The sequence below is a fragment of the Butyricimonas sp. Marseille-P2440 genome, assembly GCF_900091675.1.
GTDB classification, from domain to species: domain Bacteria; phylum Bacteroidota; class Bacteroidia; order Bacteroidales; family Marinifilaceae; genus Butyricimonas; species Butyricimonas synergistica.
The window spans coordinates 141,608-161,931 of the sequence record NZ_LT594610.1; the positions used below are offsets into that span (position 1 = coordinate 141,608).

The following is a 20,324-nucleotide window of genomic DNA, read 5'->3' on the forward strand; positions in this document are numbered from 1 at the left end:
ACGTATGGAAGAACCAATTATTAGAGTGGAAAACTTATCCCATCGTTACAGCATCCAGTGGGCGATACGGGATATAAACTTCGAGATCACCAGGAATGGTATTTACGGCCTGCTCGGCTCTAACGGCGCCGGGAAATCGACCACGATGAATATTATTTGCGGGGTGTTGAAGCAAACGCAAGGAGATGTTTGGATCAAGGGAATCAATTTGCGGGAGAACCCGGTGGAAGCGAAAAAGCACCTTGGGTTTCTCCCCCAAAAGCCACCTTTGCATACCGACTTAACCGTTGAGGAGTACCTTATCCATTGCGCGAATATGCGCTTGATGCCGGGGAAAGAGATTCCCAGGGCAGTTCGGGATGTTATGGTGCGTTGCGGAATATTGCATTTTAGCCATCGCCTGATACGTAATCTTTCCGGGGGATACCAACAGCGGCTGGGTATCGCGCAAGCGATTATCCATAACCCCGATTTTGTCGTGCTGGATGAACCGACGAACGGGCTCGACCCGAACCAGATCGTGGAAATTCGCCACTTGATCAAGGAGATCGCGGAAGAACGTACGGTGATCTTGTCTACACATATCCTGTCTGAGGTACAGGTCACGTGCGACTATATCCGGATGATTGAGGAAGGGCAACTCGTGTTTGCCGGAACGGTGGATGACTTCGATAACTATATAGTGCCTGACACTCTTATCGTTTCCCTTGTCAATGCACCGGCGCCGGAAGAATTGAAAGCGTTGGATGGGGTACTGGGCGTCGAGGAGCTGGGCGGCAAGAATTATCGGGTGCGTTTTGCTGATGCTACCGAGGTTACGGAACGTATCGTGGAAACCAGCGTGGCGCGGGGGTGGAGGTTGACGGGTATCCAGGTAGAGAAGAGTTCGATGGACACTGTTTTTGCCGAGTTATCAAAGAAGTAAATCACTTAATAAACAGACAAGAAAATGAAGACAATATATAAAATAGCCCGCACGGAATTGCAAACCCTGTTCTATTCACCCGTGGCGTGGCTTATCCTGGTGATTTTTACTTTCCAGGCGAGCATGGCGTTTACTGATATGCTCGGGAGTTACGTCCGTAGCCAGTCACTTGGCTACCGCTTGTGGAGCGTGACGGAGGGTACGTTCGGCGGTATGCGGGGATTGTTCACTCAGATGCAACAATATCTCTACCTTTACATACCCCTGTTGACGATGAGTTTAATGAGCCGGGAGTTGAGCAGTGGCTCCATCAAGCTGCTGTACTCCTCGCCGGTGACGAACGTGCAGATTATCCTTGGGAAATATCTTTCTATGATGATTTACGGGCTCGTGCTGGCAGGGATATTGTTTATATACATGATTTTTGCCGCCTGTGCGGTGGAGAATGCCGATTTCCCGGCGATGCTTTCGGGACTCCTGGGGCTTTACTTGTTATTGTGTGCTTACGCCGCTATCGGGTTGTTTATGTCGAGTGTCACTTCTTATCAAGTCGTGGCGGCGATGGGCACTCTGGCAATGCTTGCCGTGTTGAACTACGTGAAAGGGATGTGGCAGGATATCGAGTTCGTCCGGGATATTACCTACTGGTTGGCGATCGGTGGGCGTGCGGACGAATTTATCCGGGGATTGATATGTAGTGAAGATGTCTTGTATTTTTTAATTGTAATCGTGCTTTTTCTGATGCTTTCCATCATCCGCCTGCAAGGACGGCGTCAGAGAACTTCCTGGGCGGTGACGTGGGGAAAATATGCCGGAGTCGTTATGGCGGCGATGCTCATGGGGTACATCACGTCCCGTCCTCATTTTATGTCATTTTACGATGCTACCCACACGAAGATGCGCACGCTGACGCCTAATAGCCAGGATATCGTGGCTCGGATGGACGGAAAGCTGACGATCACCACGTTCGTGAATATTCTGGAGGAAAATTACTGGGCGGGGTTACCGCGGAACGTGAATGACGATCTTCGGCGTTTCAGAATGTACACCCGTTTCAAGCCGGAGATCACGATGAAGTATATTTATTATTACGATAAGGCGAAAAACCCTGAATTGGATCGGGCTTACCCGAATCTGTCCGACCGGGAGCGGATGTTGAAACGTGCCCAAATATGGGATTTGGATTCTAACCTGTTCATGCGACCGGAGGACGTGAAGAAAATCGTTGACCTTGAGCCCGAGGGTAATCGTTTCGTGCGTCTGCTCGAACGGGAAAACGGGGAGAAAACTTTCTTGCGTATATTTGATGATATACAGCGTTTCCCTTTCGAGACGGAGATTTCGGCAGCATTCAAGCGATTGGTGATGGAGTTACCCTTGGTTGGGTTCGTGAAAGGGCACGGCGAACGGGATTGTATTCGGGAGGGCGACCGGGATTACAATCGTTTCGCACAGGATAAGCCTTACCGCTACTCGTTGATAAATCAGGGTTTCGACTTCATGGAGTTGACCCTCGACAAGCCCGTGCCTGAGAACGTGAATATCATGGTGATTGCCGATATGCGCTATGCGTTGACTACACGGGAAAAGGAGAATCTGGATGCTTATATTGCCCGTGGAGGTAATTTAGTCATTGCCGGAGAACCTCGTCGCCAAGAGGTCATGAACCCGATTGTCGAGTCGTTTGGGGTGAAATTCTTACCGGGACGTTTGGTGAAAACGAGCGAGAATTTCGATCCGGATTTCATCATTGCCCGCCCTACAAAGGAGGCGAAGGACATTGCTTATGTTTTCGAAACGCTTTATCGAAGGGAATACGTGGTAACTATGCCTGGAAGTACGGCTTTGGAATACACGGAGGATAAAGGATTCCAGGTAACTCCGCTTTTCGTGAGTGACACTATTGGCAGTTGGAACGAAGTGGAAACGACCGACTTTCTGGATGATACTGTCCGCATGAATCCTGCCGTGGGAGAAGTGGAACGTTCCTATCCCACGGTGTTGGCATTGTCCCGTCAGGTTGGGGATAAAGAACAACGTATCCTTATCCTCGGTGATGCTGATTGTTTGAGCAACGGGGAGATCAGTATAGGTCGGAAAGATGTTCCGGCAGCCAATTACTCTCTCATCTCCGGTTCATTCTTTTGGCTTTCGGAGGAGGAAGTGCCGATCGATGTTCGTCGTCCCACGCCTCCCGATAATGCTGTACGCCTCGGAATGGATGGTATGTACTATTGGAAAATCGTGTTGATGGGTATCCTGCCGGGTATTCTGGCATTCTTCGCTATCTTTATCTGGGTACGCCGGAGAGGAAGATGATAAATAATTGAAAATGCAGAATTGAAAATGAAAAAGAATTTCGATTCTGCATTTTGCACGTTTAAAATTTGTATTATGAAAAAGTATAGTTTATTATTTGTAGTGTTATTGTGCTATGTGGTAACAGAAGTAAACGCTCAATCGAAGGATACTACTTCCCGAAAAAAAGTAATTCAAGAAGTAACTTCTACGAAAGAAACATGGATGTCTAAGATAATCTTTCTGAATGGGGGTAAGATGATGAAAATTAAAGAGTCTATAATTCAAAAAGGAACCCCGCTTACCGTTGAGGTGGCTTGGAACCCGGAATTAGTAGAAAAAATTGTTTTTGATACTTTGGTCTACAAAGTCACGCCTCGAGATATCAAAAACTGGAAATACACGTTCGTGGTTAAACCGGAAAAAACGACGATATATAACATTAAGTACTATTATCGAAACGGTAAAGAAGAATTAGCTTCTCGTAAAATTACGGTGACAGATAAAAATGGAGTCGAAATAAAAGAAGAAGTGAAGAGCAAGCAACAAGGAAAAAATAAGTGACGTTTATCTTTAACCATCAAAATAAGTATTATGAAAATTAAAATATTAATGGTAGTCATGTGCTTTTTTATCATGACTTTTGGGGGAATAAATACTTCTATAGCACAGAGTATTACGCCTCTCTTTTAATTACTATAAATACAATAATATCATGGATTTGAAAAACGTAAAAGTGGTCGCATCATACGAAGCCAGGTTGGTGTGTCGTTCGTTTAACTTTTGGATATTGTTTTTACTTGCCGTGGGAGGAATTTCTTTATGGCAATGGCTGATACAAGGGAAAGTGACCCTATCGAGTTGGAGTTGGTTGATGCACCACCAAACGTTTTCTTTTCCGCTAGTTAATGCTTATCTTTACAATATTGTACAGGCTTTTTTTGTCATCTTCCTGGTGACTAACCTATTTTTTCGGGAACGGCGGGGAGAAACGATCGCGTCGTTACATGCCCGTCCGGTGAGCAACGGGGAGTATCTTCTCGGCAAGACGGTTGGGATCATTTTTGTTCTTCTTTCAGTAGGCTTTTTTTCCCTACTTGTGTGTTGCGGGATGAATATTTGGGGTAGTCAGGCACCTTTTAATCCATTGTATTATTTGTATTATTTCTTGACGTTGACAATACCGTCGCTGGTGTTTTTCACGGGATTTGCCTTATGGATAACGTGGTTGACCCGTTCTCGGGCATTGTCGATGTTACTATTATTAGTGTTTCTCTATTGTTCGGTCGCAATTTTACCGGGTGTATTCCACGGGCTGTTTGATTTTTCCGGGAGTACTTTGTCAAATGTTTTCTCTGTGGCGACCGGACACGTGGAAGGTTGGAATTATTTGCTTCACCGATTGGCTTATTTATTAGCAGGAATCGGCTTGATCTGTTGGACAATTCGTTTGCAGGAGCGATTGCCTAATGAGCGACGAATAGTAATTCGATTTAGTTACAGTGGTATCATCTTGTTGTTTATTGGGATATTATTGGGAGGTATTTACGCTAGTGGCTTCGTGCGGGAAAAATCTGCACGTGCCGAATATCGTGCTGCTTTTGTTCGTCATGACGTAGAAGAGTCCTGTCGGGTGTCGCAGCATAGTATCACGTTCCGTCAAGCCGGTGATCGAATCATATCTGCCAGTGAATTGACGTTACGCAACCCAAACAATAAACCGATATCTCGTTTGGTGTTGTACTTGAATCCGGGATTAGAGGTGGAGTGTTTGGAAGAGCGGGGTAAATCGCTTGCCTTTACTCGTGACGCCCAGGTGGTCGTGGTCGAACGTACCCTGGCAGCGGGGGATAGTGTTCATTTGTTCATGCGTTATTCCGGTGTGCCGGATGGACGGATAGCTTATCTGGACTTAGAGGATGCGGCGTATTATGACACGAAACGTGGTAATAACTTCTTCCACCTGGGGCGTCGCCATGTATTGGTGAGTGACGCCTCTTTGGTACTGGTGCCGGAAGTGATGTGGTATCCAGTGACCGTCCCGCCCGTCAATCCTTCCTTTCCGTTTTTATCGGGTAGTGATTACACGTTTTATCGCCTCCAGGTGGTGGCTCCCGTTCAACCGGTAGTGTTGTCTCAGGGGGAGCGTCGTCGACAAGGCGACACTTTACAGTTTTTGCCGCCTCGCCCCTTGGAAGGCATCTCTCTTTGTGCCGGGAATTACGAGCACAAGACGATAAATTTACAAGATATACTGGTAGATTGGTATTATTTTAAAGGACATGATTTTGTAACACCTATCGTTAAACAATTTGATGAGAAAGAGTTATTAGGGCAAATAGGAAAGGATGTTCTAATGAATTTAGGAAAGATTGCCTCTTTTTCTATTTATGACTCGGGGAAAGTAGATAGTATTTCAGATTTCATGGTACGTCGGGATTGGTACTCGGGGGAAGGGAGTCGCTTGCAGTTGGTGGAGACTCCACTCCCGTTTGTTTCTCATGCTCGGGTTTGGAAAGGGCGGAGCGAATATATTCAACCGGGAATGGTGTTGTTAGGTGAGCGGGGAGTGGGAATGGATATGAGTGCTTATACTTACTTTTTGAAGAAAGATGAGAAACAAGCAGAAGAGTCGATACGTCTGATAATGGGTGCCCGTTTTGTAACGATTCCTTTTTTAAGCCAGACAAGTGCCAAAAATATGAGTAATCCGTTTTGGGAAAGGCTTAATCCCAAGGCTTACACGAGTCGTTCTGCGATAATATACCCGTATTGTTGCCTGCCTCTTTTTTTAGAACCGTCGGTGACAATCACCTCTTCCCGTTACTGGACGATTGACCGGATATTAAAACAATTCATTGCCAAGGGAAAAGATTATAGCACAAAATCTTATTCAAGAATTAAAAGAGAAATAATAACCGATAATAGCGATTTAGCTGCTCACTTTTATTTACAGGATCACACGTTGGAGGAAGCGGCACAAGATCCGAGTGTATCGCCTTACGTTTTGCAGAAAATGGTGGATTTGAAAATGGTGACTTTGTTGGATCAGGTGGCAGTTTATGTTTCACAAGGGAAGTTTTATCATTTTTTGCGCTCTTTTTATACCACGCATTGCGGGGAAGTTCCCCTTGACACGTTGTGCTATGCGATACAATCGAGCTTGGGATTTGATTTCAATCAAGTATTACAAACATGGGGATCGCAAGCCGCAACTAGTTTTCGGGTTCAAGATTTAAAAGTTGAACGGGTCGAACTAGGATATGGTCGCGGGTCGATGGCTCATTTCCAAATTTGGAATGCGGGAAAGTACCCTGGTTTTATTGTTTATTCTTTTTACCCGAGAGAATTCAATTATCTTTTACTTCAGCCAGGTGAATGCAAAGAAGTTCATTTACTAGGGTATTCCAACACATTTACACTGGATCTTGGCATCTCTTGTAATCTCCCATCGGTAATGCGTGTCACGGAAGCCGGAACAACCCGGGACACGATGGAACGGATACAGGATATATCCCCATCGGTATTTGAACCAAAGCTTGGAGAAATCGTGGTCGACAACGAAGACCCCGGCTTCCGATTAATCCTTCCCAAAGCTAAATGGTTTGATTTATTCTTTAAAAAGAAATCATATAGCAGAAATGATGGAGGAATGATCTTGACGGGACCCTGGCGTAAAGAGTTTGCAGGAAAATACTACGGGAATGAGTACAGGAGTGTTTATCAGAAGAGAGCCGAGAACGGATCATCTCAAGCGGAATGGTCGGCTGATATTCCGGAAGATGGAATTTATGAGATTTTCGTGATGTGCCCCGATATAATAGTGTTTTATATTCCCGAGGTACAATACTATACGGTAAGTGGCGAGGGATTGGAAGCCAAGGAAATCGTGCTTCCTTGGGAAAAAGGGGAATGGGCTTCTTTAGGTCAATTTGAATTGAAACAAGGGAAATCATTCGTCGTGTTGAATGATAGATCCCCGAAAGAGGAAGAGAAAGAAATGGATAAACCTCACTTTCCTTCTCAGACAATGACTGTGGCCGATGCCGTAAAGTGGGTGAAGGTCAAGACAGACATATAAGGAGTCACGTGGAATTTAAATGGATAATAAAGGATTATAAGTTCTCACTTTCATATTACTATCTTTTCAAACTCTTTTCAAAAACCTTCCCGAAGGTCTTTGAAAGGACTTTGAAAGGAGTTTAAAAGGACTTTGTTCCCTATCTTCACCGGAATTACACCCTGTCTTCTCTAGAAGTTTATCGGGTATCTCCAATCTCTCGTGTCGTATTTTTTATTTTCATCATCTTTCATTTTTTTATCAATGCGACAAAGATATATTCCCCGTTCCTCATCACCAATGAAATGACACAGACGGCCAAATAACTTTATAGACACCCTGAAATATGACACAAACGCTCTAAGACATAAATTTTTTTCAATGGTTCATCATGTAAAAGATGTTTAGCATATTTTTCATGCCCGCATTGCTTTCTTGAAAAAGTCCTGTATATTTGTCTGGAAGAAGTGGTATGTTCATGTATGAAGAAACGCAGGGAAGAATGGGAAAGATGTTTTGGGAAGATATCGAGGGCTATGTTAAAAATTCTCCTATTTTTTATGCGGATAAAATACAAACTCCTTGTTGATATTTCATTGCGATGGGGATGATGCCGTACCTTATTCCGAGGGGTTGAACTTGTTTTTGGCGATGAGGCGTTTGCATAAACCGGCTTGGCTGCTTAATTACAAGGGAGAGAGGCATTTCTTGTATAACGATGCTGCACGGCGGAATTAGACGATTCGGCTAAAACAGTTTTTTGATTATTATTTGAGGGATTCTTTCCTCCCTCGCTGGATGAAAGAAGGAATACTTTTGGATGAACGGGGAATAGATCAAAAATATGATTTGATAGAATGAAATTTCCCTTGTCGGTTACCATTTGCGGAAACAATATTTGTAAAAATAACCGGACGAACGTGATTAAATACTATATTTACAACCGTTAAATTGTAAATGTGTTTATTATGTTATTGCGCGGATGTTTAATTATTATTTTGTTGGGTGTGCAGTTTGCTTTTGGGCAGCAGAAGCCCGATCCAGATTGGGTAAGTCAGAAGTTTTCAATGTTCATTCACTGGGGTTTGTACTCGGAACTGGGGGGAGTGTGGAAAGGAGAGCCGGTACGGGCGGGGTATAGTGAGCAGATTCAGTCGTTCGGGAGAATCCCGAAAGCGGAGTACGAGGCTGTGGCGAAGCGGTTCAACCCTGAGAAATGGAATGCCGACGAAGTGGTAGCTTTGGCGAAGGCGGCGGGGATGAAGTCTATTGTGTTCACGTCAAAACACCATGACGGTTTTTGTATGTATCATTCCAAATACACGAAGTATAATATCGTGGATGCCACCCCCTTCAAGCGGGACGTGATGAAAGAGTTGTCGGATGCCTGTTTGCGGCAGGGTGTGAAGTTTGCGGTGTATTATTCTTTGATCGACTGGAATTTCCCGGGAAACGGGATTACTCCGCATAATGCGGATGCTATTTCACCGAAGCATCATGAATTTAGCATGAAGCAGGTGGAAGAGATCATGACTAATTACGGTCCGGTATCCGAGATTTGGTTTGATATGGGTTCTTTAACTGCGGAGCAGAGTAAGGAGTTGTATAACCTGGTCACCCGTTTGCAACCGCAATGTATGGTGAGCGGACGTTTGGGGAATGACCGGGGCGACTTTGCCGTGATGGGAGATAATAAAATGCCTGACCACAAAATCGGGGTGCCTTGGCAGACAGCGGCTTCTTTTTTTGACGAGACATGGGGCTATCGTTCCTGGCAGAACCGGGGTGATCTGGATGCAAAAATCAACGAGAAAATAGGTAGTTTGGTTAAGGTTGTAAGCCGGGGCGGAAACTATTTGTTGAATATTGGTCCCCGGGGAGACGGGTCTGTCGTGGAATTCGAACGGGATGCCCTTTTGGCTATGGGAAAATGGTTGAAGAGTTACGGGGAAGCGATTTATTGCACGACGTCGAACCCGTTTGACGGTGCCCCGGAATGGGGTGATATTACCTGTAAAGGAAATAATCTTTATTTGTTTGTTGAAAAGATGCCGGAAAACCGGGTCGTGGAGTTGAAAGGCGTAATCGGAAAGGTGAAAAATGCCGTGTTGTTAGTCAATGAACAAATCTTGAATGTGAAACAAAACGGGCAGACCGTATCGGTGAATATCCCGCAGGCAGTGCAAGCGGATCGAGGTATTGTCGTGATAAAACTTGTGTTTGAGGATGGATTTCGGGCGATACCCGATCAGGTGTTGAGAACTAAGGTGCTGACAACGGCTAATGCTATCCCCGTGTATGCCCACTCGAGTATGGATTACTATTCCAGTTATCGTAGCACGGTCGGTTTTGCATGGCATTTCGAGAAGAAAGGAATGACGGTAACCCCGACTATCGTTTATACTGAAGGAGATCAGGATAAAGTGCTTCGCCTCACGATAGACGGACAAGTTCATGATATAACTTTAACGGGCGGCAATCCCGTATCGCTGAACGTGAATCCGAATTCCTTGAACTGGGGAAACGTGTATATGTTCAATAGCAAGGGAGGGGCTTTTGCGGGTAGTGCCACTGGACTGAGAAAAACTTTTGATCCGATTGGTGACGGTTGGAAACTTCAACCTAATTTAAAGCCGGGTGAGAGCGTGAAAATTCTGGTGGAAGCGAAAGAGTCCGTGGAAATATTACACGAGTTCACGAGCGACCGTGAACAGGATGTTCTTGTGGAAATAGCTGTTGCCGATGGTACACAATTGATACTGAACGGCGAACGAGTATTATTGCGCTCGTTCGTGGGTGGCGTGCCCCGTGACAATCAGGTCGTGAAGTTGCACGTGCGGAAAGGGAAAAACTTGTTGGTCGTGCAATTGTATAACCGCTTCGGGAAGGAAGTGACTTACCTGATGAACCCGAACGTGAAACAAGAAGAGTATAAACTTCGTTTGAATCCAATAAAGCTTTATCCCGGAAACATCCACGATTGCACGCTGGAACAGGCACATCCTGCCAATAAAAACAGCGACATGGGATCGCGGGATATACGGGTAGAGCTCGAATAATTAATACTAGAGCGTATGAAAAAGAGATTGCGGAAAAAATTGCACAAGGGAGAATTTAAAGAACTCGGCTTCTCGTTTGATGCCAAGTTTAAAACGGATACCGATCTGAAAATCGTGGAAGAATGGTTGCAGGAATTGGCAGTGTTGTTGCACGAGCGGGGATTGGAAATGGGCGGTGGATGGAATTCCGACGTTTGTGGGGGATTCATCACCCGTGAGCGGGGAAGCGTGACTCTCGAGGAACGGGACGTTTTGAAGAAATGGTTCGGCGAGCATGATCAACATTTGGATAACGTGAACGTTGGCGAGTTGAAGGATGCTTGGTACGGCTGGTAAAAATAGCCCGATCGGTTTTCTTTTTCTCCTAAAATATTATACTTTTGTCAGCCATTACCCGGGAAGCCTGTTCCCGGGTATGTGCTTGAACGAGAGAGAAGACTAGAAAACTGATAATATGAGAAAAACAATTTATTTACCTTTTATTGCATTGGCATTGATGGCTACAAGTTGCAATACCAAAAAGGAAACCGTCCAAAAGGGGGGGATCCAGATGGCGAACCTTGACACGACGGCAAACCCGAGAGCTGATTTTTATCAATACGCTTGCGGCGGTTGGATGAAAGCGAACCCGCTGACGGACGAGTATTCCCGTTTCGGTTCTTTCGACCAGCTGGCAGAGAACAATCGTTCCCAAATTAAAAGTTTGATCGAGGAATTGGCAAAGAAGCAATCCCAACCGGGCAGTGTAGCCCAAAAAGTGGGGGATTTGTACAATATTGCCATGGATAGTGCGAAGTTGAATGCCGAGGGTGTTGCCCCGATCAAGGCAGAGTTGGAAAAAATAGCCGCTATTTCCGACCGGAAAGTATTGTCGGCGTTCATCGCGGAAATGCACCGGGATGGGTTCGGACCTTTCTTCGGGATGTACGTGGGAGCCGATGATATGAACAGTTCCATGAATATTGCCCAACTTTATCAAGGCGGTTTGAGCTTGGGGCAACGGGATTATTACGTGGAGAACGATGACCGCACGAAAGAAATCCGCGCTAAATTCGAGGAGCACGTGGCAAAGATGTTCCAGTTGGCAGGTTTCACTGCCGAAGAAGCTCAAAAGGCTGCCGCTGACGTGATGAAAGTGGAAACCCGTTTGGCTGAAGGTTCAAAGTCTATGGTTGAACTGCGCGACCCGCACGCGAACTACAATAAAATCACGGTAGCCCAATTGCAGAAAGAAGTTCCGGGCATTGACTGGAATACTTATTTCACTTTGGCAGGCTTGAAAGACTTGCAGGAAGTGAATGCCGGACAAATCGGACAACTCAAGACGGTTGCCGATTTATTGAACAAGGAAGACCTCAACGTGTTGAAATCATACCTGGAATGGAACGTGATTAATACGGCTTCTAGTTACCTGAGTGATGATTTTGTAGCCCAGAATTTCGAGTTCTACGGGAAAGTTCTTTCCGGAAGAAAAGAGATGCAACCCCGCTGGAAACGTGCGGTAAGTTCCGTGAACGGCGTGCTGGGAGAGGCTGTCGGTCAGATGTACACGGAGAAATATTTCCCCGCTGCTGCCAAAGAACGTATGGTGAAATTAGTGTCTAATCTGCAAAAAGCATTAGGCGAACGCATCCAAGGGTTGGAATGGATGAGCGAGGAAACAAAAGCAAAAGCACAGGAGAAATTGGCTGCATTCCACGTGAAGATCGGGTATCCCGACAAGTGGAAAGATTATTCCAGCCTGGAAATTATGAATGATTCTTACTGGAATAATATCGTGCGTTCCAATCATTTCGACTATAACGAGATGATTGCGAAAGCCGGCAAGCCGGTGGATAAGGACGAGTGGTTGATGACTCCTCAAACCGTGAATGCGTATTACAACCCGACCACGAACGAAATCTGCTTCCCAGCCGGGATTTTGCAATACCCGTTCTTCGACATGAACGCCGACGATGCTTGCAATTACGGGGCTATCGGCGTGGTGATCGGGCACGAAATGACTCACGGGTTTGACGATCAAGGTCGCCAATACGACAAGGACGGTAACTTGAAAGACTGGTGGACGGCTGCTGATGCCGAGAATTTCAAACAACGTGCCCAAGTATTGGTCGATTATTTCAACAATATCAAGGTATTACCCGATCTGAACGCGAACGGGGAATTGACCTTAGGCGAGAATATCGCAGACCACGGCGGTTTGCAAGTGGCTTACGTGGCTTTGCAAAAAGCGATGGCTGAAAACCCGCTCGGGAATGACGAGAACGGCTTTACCCCGGCACAACGTTTCTTCTTGTCATACGCTAACGTGTGGGCAGGTAATGTGCGGGACGAGCAAATTCGCTTGCAAACGAAATCCGATCCTCACTCGTTGGGACGCTGGCGTGTAAACGGAGCCCTTCCGCATATCGGAAGCTGGTATGAGGCTTTCGGGGTGCAAGAAGGTGATCCATTGTATTTGCCCGTGGAGCAAAGAGCTTCTATCTGGTAGTAAGGTAGCCTTATTGCTTATCCTTGCTTCCTACTTGCCTTACCCTTGCTCTATGACATAAGGCAAATATTCTCAAAGTATAAACGTAGCATGAACGCAAACCGACGTTCATGCTACGTTTGTGATTGGTCCATGCTTGGTCCATGTGGTAGGGAAGCCATGGACCAAGGATAGCTCGGTGGTTTCGAGGGGACGGAAATCCGATTATGGTCAATTTTAGCGTGCAGGGCTTGTTTTTAACAAACAAATATTATATATTTGTTTGATACTAAAAATTGTGGGTCATGGACATAGTTAAACGAGATCGTTTTATTGCACTTTGGAAAAAATATTTCAATGATGCAGAACTTCCTGTCGCTTTTTATTACTCGAAAGAGAATAATAACGCGACTATCGTGAAAAAAGCCGTGGGACATACTTGCCTTATCGCTCAACTCGGGCGGGTGAGAAGAGGTGAATCGCTTTGTTTCCTGCCGGATTCGGTCGGTTGTGGCGGGGGAAAGTATTATTTGGGTTATAGCGAGGGGATGCGTGAAGGGTTCGAGTATTTCTTGTCGCACGGGGAGAATGAGCCTCGTTGCGAGCGGTATAAACGTACCCCGGAACAGGTGAATGCTTTGTTGAAGACGTTGCCGAATTTGCCGAGAAAGGGTGATTGTCTGGTATTTAAACGTTGGGATCTCCTGACTGAACAAGACGAACCGGAAGCGGTATTCTTTTTTACGACCCCGGACGTGTTGTCCGGTCTTTTCACTCTGGCAGGCTTCGATAGTGCCAAGCAAGAAGCCGTGATCGCTCCTTTCGGGGCAGGATGTACCTCCATTATTTATTATCCCTACCGGGAACAGCTGGAGGGGACTCAACGTGCCGTGATCGGAATGTTCGACCCGTCGGCTAGGATGTGCCTCCCGGATAATCTGTTGTCTTTTGCCGTGCCGATCACGAAGTTCATGGAGATGATCGACCAGATGGAGGAAAGTTTCCTGATAACCGGCACGTGGAAAGTGATACAGAAACGGATCTAATTCAAGATAAGAGCCTAAGCAAGTAGGAGCGCGAGTAACCATTGTATGTTGCGTAGGCGTTTGCGTAGTATGCGATAGGCTTTTAATTTTGTCGATTTTACGGTATTGACCGTGATATTTAGTTTTTGGGCGATTTCTAGGTTGGAATCGCCATCCATGGTCATAATTACAATTTTTTGGGCTTGCGGGGGTAAGGTGCTGATGGCATTGTAGATTAATGAATCGACTTCTTCTTCCAGTATGGCTTCTTGTTCCGTTTCGGGTGACATGAAGGTTAAGATGTTTGCGGCGTTTTTTTGTTTTACGCGCTCGTGTTTTAGATGGTCCAGGCAAGCGTTACGGGTACTGATATATAGAAAACTTTTTATTTCCGCAAGGAGATTGAAGGAGGTGCGTCTTTCCCATACTTGTAAGAAAGCGTCTTGCACGATGTCTTCTGCGATATCGTTATCTTTCACGAAGCGCCACGCGAACGACCTGACGGGAAGATAGAATTGTTTGAATATCTTCTTGAATACCGTTTCGTCACCGGCATGAAGTTTTGATATGGAGTTGTTGTCAAACAAAATGTAATCGTGTCAATAAGGTTATACACCAATTGAAGTCCAAAGGTATTATTTTCCGGACTTAATGCAAATTTTTTAACTTTTTAAATCACACCCGGGAGGGGAGATGTCGTTTTTATGATGTGTTATTGAAATTGAATTTTTAAATTTGAAATTATGAGAAGTATTGTAATTTGTATCGTTTTTATGTCGGTTGTTTTTGTGGGGAGAGCTCAAGAAGGTGTTAAGTTTGAAGATTTGACGTTTGAACAAGCGTTGAAAAAATCCAAAGAGGAGAAGAAATTAGTGTTTATGGATTGTTACACGCAATGGTGTGGTGCGTGTAAAGTGATGTTGAATACCGTCTTTCGGGAAAAGGAGGCCGGAGATTTTTTTAATTCTCGCTTTATTTGCTTGAAGTGTGATATGGAAGTAGGTGAGGGTGTTGAATTGGCAAAAAGGTTTGGTGTTAAGGGTTTTCCGACTTTTCTTTTGATTCGTCCCGATGGTACGGAGCAGCACCGGATTCTAGGGGGAAGTTCTAGTTTGAAAGATTTTATCGCGTGGGTGGAGATGGGGGCAAGAAAAGAAACGTCGCTCGATTATTTGACAAAATTGTATGCCGCGGGAAAGATGAAAAAGAAACAATTGCGTGATTATCATTGGGCGTTGTATCATGCCGGTTTTAGAGAAAAAGACAAGGAGATAATGACAAAGTTGGCAGAAAAACTCTCGAATAAGGATTGGCTACGAGAGGATTTTAGTTTTTTGTTGGGTGAAATAAAGTATGGAGATGATAGATTTAAATATATGATAGAAAACCTTTCTTCCTTGCGTAAGAATTATAAAGAGCAAGAGTCTATTAATTCTTGGTTGTATTCAATTTATGGCGTTAGGCTTAAAGATTGTTTGTACTGGGAAGAATTCAGAACTAAAGAAGGATTGGAAAAGTTGGGGAAAATCTGTCAAGAAGTAGAAATGGTGGGAATGCAGGATGACGAACGATTAAAATCTGCTTATATGTTAGCTAACGATTGTATGAAAAAAGATGCGGAGAAAATAGTGTTAATGTTGGAAGATACAACGTTTTGCGAAAAAAAAGGTTATGTGCGTTTGGTTTTGTCTTTGTTGGACTATATGTCAGATAAAGTGGATGGTGTTCAGGCTCGGAAAGTGGTGGAGTCCGGAGAAAGAATTATGAAACAATTAGATATGCAAGATTTGAAGGAGGTTATCGAGAAGTATAAACGGTAATTTAACTTTTTTTAAATCACACTTGGGAGAGGGAATGTCGTTCTAGATATAAAGTAAAGGTATCATGGAACAAAGTAATATAGAAAGGTTGATTTTCCGCTATCTCCAAGGGAAGATGACGGAAGAGGAGCGGATGGCATTGGAGGAATGGTTGGTGAAGGGGAGGAACGAGGAGATTTTTGCCAGATTGGTCGATAAGCGTAGGATTATGGAGAAGATGGAACGCTTGGGTGAGTATGATTGGCAAAAGAGTTGGGGTGGGTTGGAAAGAAAGTTACACGGTCGTAGAAGATGGTCGTGGGGGCGAATGGCTATTGCCGCTTCTTTTTTCGGGGTGATTGTTCTTGGTATCTGGATGCTCGCGGAGAGCCGGAAGGAGGGAATTCCGGTAGTCGTGGCAGAGAAAATAAAACCCGGCAGACCATATGCAGAGCTCGTGTTGCCGGACGGGAATGTGGTGGATTTGCAGAAAGATAGTATTAGCGTGTTTTTGACTGCGGTCCGAGATACGGTGGAGAAGGAGCGGGTTGCGGTTTATAATGAAGTACGGACACCGAGGGGAAGCGAGTATCAGGTGGTGTTGCCGGATGGGTCTGTCGTGTGGCTGAATTCCGAATCGAAGTTGCGTTTCCCGACGGTATTTTCCGGTGGAGAACGGCGGGTGCGGGTGAGCGGAGAGCTTTATTTTCAAGTGGTAAAGGATTCTACAGCACCTTTCAGGGTAGAGGTGGAAGGTATGTACGAGGTGGAGGTGTTGGGAACGGAGTTTAACGTGCGGTCTTACGAAAATTTGCCTTCTGCTACAACTCTCGTGACTGGGACTGTGGTTATACATGACAAAGGTACTGATGTTAAGTTAACACCGGGCGAACAGGCACGGAGAAGGAATGACGGGCGGGGGATGTCGGTGGAGAAGGTGGACGTGACGTCTTTCGTGGCATGGAAAAACGGGTATTTCCTTTTCGAGGATGAACGCTTGGAGGATATATTGAATGAATTGGCACGTTGGTATAATGTAAATATATTTTTTGAAAACCAGGCTGTGCGGGAGGAGCGTTTTTCCGTGGATATGCGGCGCCACGAGGATTTTGAGGAGGTGCTCCGTTTGATCGAGCGTACCGGAAGTGTGCGGATGACGATAAAGGAAAATAATGTCTTTGTGAAATAAAAGAGTGTCGAACGTCGCTACACGTTCGACACGAAGTAAGTGCTTTGTAAGCACATGGTGTAATTATAATGAATACAAAAGTATGAAAAAAAAGAACGAGAAAGGACTGTTTAAACAAGTCCGGCAAAAAATTTTACTGATTATGAAGTTGACAACAGTTTTTTTGTTGATGTCGTTTTTGTCAGTTTCTGCTATTACTTCTGCCCAGCAGACGACGATAAAGGTGACGGATGCAAGTTTGAAATCCGTGTTTAAGGAGATTAAACAAAAGATGGGGTACACGTTTATTTTTAACGAACAGGTCGTAAATAAAGCAGGGAAGGTTACGATAGACGTGACGTCCGACGATGTGCGGCAGATTTTGGACAAGTGTTTGGAACATACGTTGTTGGGGTATTATATCCAAAAAGATGTCGTGGTTATATTGACTCGTGCCGAGCAGATTATGCGGGAAGCGGAGAAAGAGGCGTTCCGGATAACGGGGAAAGTGACAGACAAGAAGAAAGAGGTGTTGCCGGGGGTAACGGTCTTAATCAAGGGAACGAAGATTGGGACTGCGACGGATGCCAATGGTGTATTTGCGATGGAAGTTCCCAAGATGGATAGCGTGGTGTTGGTGTTCTCTTTTGTCGGAATGAGAGATAAGGAGATCGTGTTGAAAGAGTTGAAGAAGGATATGAAGCCGTTGGTGGTGGTGATGGAGGAGAATGAGGAGGAATTGTCGGAGGTAGTGGTGACCGGTATGTTTAATCGTAGGAAAGAAGGTTTCACGGGGTCGGCGCTTTCAGTAAAAGGTGAAGATTTGAAGAAGATTAGCACGACGAATATAGCCAAGGCGTTGGCGGCGATAGATCCTAGTTTCCGGATTATGGAGGATGTGTTGAACGGTTCGAACCCGAATCGTCTTCCCGATTTGAGAATGCGAGGGCAAGCCACGTTGCCGGGCGGAAGTAATGCGGGGGCTTCGGCAGAGATGGTGACTTTACAAGGGGAGTATGACACGTATCCTAATAAACCGCTGTTGATCATGGATGGGTTTGAGATTGATTTGCAGACGATGGTGGATTTGGATCCGGATCGGGTGGAATCAATTACTTTGTTGAAGGATGCAGCCGCAACGGCTATTTATGGTTCCCGTGCCGCGAACGGGGTGATTGTTATCGAGTCCAAAACACCTAAAGAGGGGCGTTTGTGGGTGACTTACGGGGGGAATGTCCGGATAGAGGCTCCTGATTTGTCGGATTATAATTTGATGAACGCGGAGGAAAAGTTAAAAGCTGAAGTGTTGGCAGGTATGTATGAAGGGAATGGCGGTATAGAGATACTTCAAAATTATCAAGATAAATTGAGAGAAGTAAAACGTGGCGTGAACACGTATTGGTTGGATAAACCTTTGCGGACTTCCGTGCAGCAACGGCATACGGTGACGTTGGAGGGAGGAGATCGGGCGTTGCGTTATCGTTTGTATGTCGGGTATAACCATACGCCGGGTGTCATGAAAGGAAGTAAAAGAGATGTGACGACCGGAGCGTTGGATTTACAGTATCGTTTTAATAAAGTGTTGTTGAAAAATAAGGTCACGGTGGAAAATACCGTGGGAGATGAGTCGCCTTGGGGAAGTTTTAGCGAGTACACGAAACTGAATCCTTATTTGCGTCCTTACGGGGAAAATGGTGAAATCTTGAAACGTTTGGATAATTTCGTGATATTTACTTACACGGGGGGAAGAACGACGGATTATGCCAATCCGATGTATAATGCAACTTTGAACACGAAAAACCGGACAACTAATTTTAGTGTTAGGAATCTGTTTAGCGTGGAGTATAATCCTAATGATGATATCCGGTTAATAGGCGCCTTTTCTCTTTCCAAGGGGAATGGTAAAACCGATGTTTTCAGACCGGCTCAACATACGGCTTTTGACGGAATAACGGATCCGACCCAGCGGGGGGATTTTAGACGCACGCAGCGGGAAAGTTTCTCGTATTCATTGGATTTAACGGCAAGTTATAACAAGTTGTTGAAAGAGGTGCATTACCTGACGGCTAATGCCCGTATGTCAGTTCAGGAAACTAAGAATGAAAATTATGGAGCGTATGTAACAGGTTTCCCGAATGAGAATATGGATGGCATATTGTTCGGTAAGCAATATAACGAGAAAATGTCCGGCTCGGAAAATACTTCCCGGTTGATCGGTTGGACGGGAAGTTTCGGATATTCTTATGCTTATAAATATTCTGTCGATTTTAGCGTGCGGTTGGATGGTTCCTCTCAGTTCGGTAAAGATAATCGATTCGCTCCTTTTTGGGCTACCGGGCTACGTTGGGATGTGAAAAAGGAAAATTTTATGTCCCGGTTTGATTTTATTTCAGAATTCGTGTTAAGGGGATCTTATGGGGTTACGGGAACTCAAGGTTTTGCACCTTATCAATCAAGGGAACTTTATAGTTATAGTAACCTGCTTTACCCGTATTTGGCTTCAGATGGCACGGGGGCAGAGATTGTTGCCATGCCGAACGAGAAATTGAAATGGCAGCAGACCGATACTTGGAATATTGGCGTGGAATTGGGTGCATTGAACGGTCGGATTACTGCCCGTGCCGAGTATTTCCTGAAGTTGACAAAAAATTCATTGACACAAGTTACTTTAGCTCCTTCTTTGGGTTTTGATTCTTATCCCGAGAATTTAGGTACCTTGGAAAATAAAGGAGTGGAATTGAATTTTGCCTTTATTCCTTATCAGGATACGGGAAATTCTGCTTATTGGACGATTACACTTAATGGTTCCCATAACAAGGATAAATTGAAAAAAATTTCAGAGGCATTACGCCACATGAATGAGGAAAATTATAATGAACAGGAGGATAGCCCGCTTCCGCATTATGAGGAAGGAGAATCCATTAACCGGATTTGGGTTGTGAAATCTTTGGGAATTGACCCGATGACGGGAGAGGAGATTCTGGTGAAAAGAAATGGAAAGATGACGGGAACGTATGATGTGGTGGATTTGGTTCCGATAGGCACAACAGAACCGAAATGGCAAGGGAATATTAATTCTTCTTTTGCTTATAAAGGATTTGGGATAGATGTAAGTATGGCTTATAAGTTCGGGGGACAAACATATAACCAGACTTTGGTAGATAAGGTTGAAAATGCTAATTTGATGTATAATGCCGACAAACGGGTTTTGGATTTACGCTGGCAGGATGTCGGTGACCAGGCAAAATTCAAGCGTATAAATACCGGGATTCGCGGTTCCGGGACGAAGGCGACTTCTCGTTTTGTTATGGATGAGAATACATTCCAGATGGCTTCACTCTCTTTGAGTTACCGGATGGATAAGACAAACGCAAAGTTTATCGAACGTTGGGGATTGAGTTCCGTGAAGTTGGCTTTTAACATGGAGGATTTATTTTATTTGTCATCGGTAAAGCGGGAACGTGGAACGGATTATCCTTTTGCCCGCCAGTTTTCGTTTTCTTTAAATGTTGCATTTTAA

Annotated in this window: 12 protein-coding genes and 1 pseudogene; 12 read left to right on the forward strand and 1 reads right to left on the reverse strand. The window is 44.9% G+C overall.

Features of this window, described 5'->3' with window-relative positions:
• Positions 1 to 4 precede the first annotated feature (4 nt).
• From BN8899_RS11650 to BN8899_RS11685, 9 genes and pseudogenes are all read left to right on the forward strand, one after another.
• Positions 5 to 925 carry an ABC transporter ATP-binding protein gene (locus BN8899_RS11650; protein ID WP_065219561.1) on the forward strand — a complete coding sequence of 307 codons (921 nt, stop codon included), beginning with the start codon at positions 5 to 7 and terminating at the stop codon, positions 923 to 925.
• Between the two features lie 24 nt (positions 926 to 949).
• Positions 950 to 3,244 carry a Gldg family protein gene (locus BN8899_RS11655; RefSeq protein ID WP_065219562.1) on the forward strand — a complete coding sequence of 765 codons (2,295 nt, stop codon included), beginning with the start codon at positions 950 to 952 and terminating at the stop codon, positions 3,242 to 3,244.
• 75 nt (positions 3,245 to 3,319) lie between these two features.
• Entirely contained in the window at positions 3,320 to 3,787 is a 468-nt protein-coding gene (locus BN8899_RS11660) for a hypothetical protein (RefSeq protein ID WP_148375404.1), read from the forward strand.
• 151 nt (positions 3,788 to 3,938) lie between these two features.
• Complete coding sequence (locus BN8899_RS11665) at positions 3,939 to 7,304, forward strand: golvesin C-terminal-like domain-containing protein (RefSeq protein WP_065219564.1); 3,366 nt, start codon at positions 3,939 to 3,941, stop codon at positions 7,302 to 7,304.
• Between the two features lie 436 nt (positions 7,305 to 7,740).
• A pseudogene (locus tag BN8899_RS20760) lies at positions 7,741 to 8,144 on the forward strand (alpha/beta hydrolase family protein); the annotation flags it as partial.
• 107 nt (positions 8,145 to 8,251) lie between these two features.
• Positions 8,252 to 10,342, forward strand: coding sequence for an alpha-L-fucosidase (locus BN8899_RS11670; protein ID WP_082987032.1), 2,091 nt, complete (start codon positions 8,252 to 8,254; stop codon positions 10,340 to 10,342).
• 15 nt (positions 10,343 to 10,357) lie between these two features.
• A complete protein-coding gene (locus BN8899_RS11675) occupies positions 10,358 to 10,678 on the forward strand; it encodes a 50S ribosome-binding protein YggL (protein WP_065219565.1) in 321 nt (106 codons plus the stop codon).
• Positions 10,679 to 10,796: 118 nt separating this feature from the next.
• A complete protein-coding gene (locus BN8899_RS11680; protein ID WP_065219566.1) occupies positions 10,797 to 12,833 on the forward strand; it encodes a M13 family metallopeptidase in 2,037 nt (678 codons plus the stop codon).
• A gap of 284 nt (positions 12,834 to 13,117) precedes the next feature.
• Entirely contained in the window at positions 13,118 to 13,858 is a 741-nt protein-coding gene (locus BN8899_RS11685) for a DUF169 domain-containing protein (protein WP_018337333.1), read from the forward strand.
• A 14-nt stretch (positions 13,859 to 13,872) separates the two neighbouring features.
• Here the strand turns inward: BN8899_RS11685 and BN8899_RS11690 are convergent, their stop codons facing one another.
• Positions 13,873 to 14,424 (reverse strand): RNA polymerase sigma-70 factor, encoded by a 552-nt coding sequence (locus BN8899_RS11690; RefSeq protein ID WP_065219567.1) that lies wholly within the window; start codon positions 14,422 to 14,424, stop codon positions 13,873 to 13,875.
• A 156-nt stretch (positions 14,425 to 14,580) separates the two neighbouring features.
• On the opposite strand from BN8899_RS11690, the gene BN8899_RS11695 reads away from it, so the two are divergent.
• From BN8899_RS11695 to BN8899_RS11705, 3 genes are all read left to right on the forward strand, one after another.
• Positions 14,581 to 15,657 (forward strand): thioredoxin domain-containing protein, encoded by a 1,077-nt coding sequence (locus BN8899_RS11695; protein WP_082987034.1) that lies wholly within the window; start codon positions 14,581 to 14,583, stop codon positions 15,655 to 15,657.
• Between the two features lie 64 nt (positions 15,658 to 15,721).
• The gene (locus BN8899_RS11700; protein WP_065219569.1) at positions 15,722 to 16,825 is read left to right on the forward strand and encodes a FecR family protein; all 1,104 of its coding nucleotides are present in this window, start codon (positions 15,722 to 15,724) and stop codon (positions 16,823 to 16,825) included.
• A 271-nt stretch (positions 16,826 to 17,096) separates the two neighbouring features.
• A complete protein-coding gene (locus BN8899_RS11705; protein WP_369800428.1) occupies positions 17,097 to 20,324 on the forward strand; it encodes a SusC/RagA family TonB-linked outer membrane protein in 3,228 nt (1,075 codons plus the stop codon).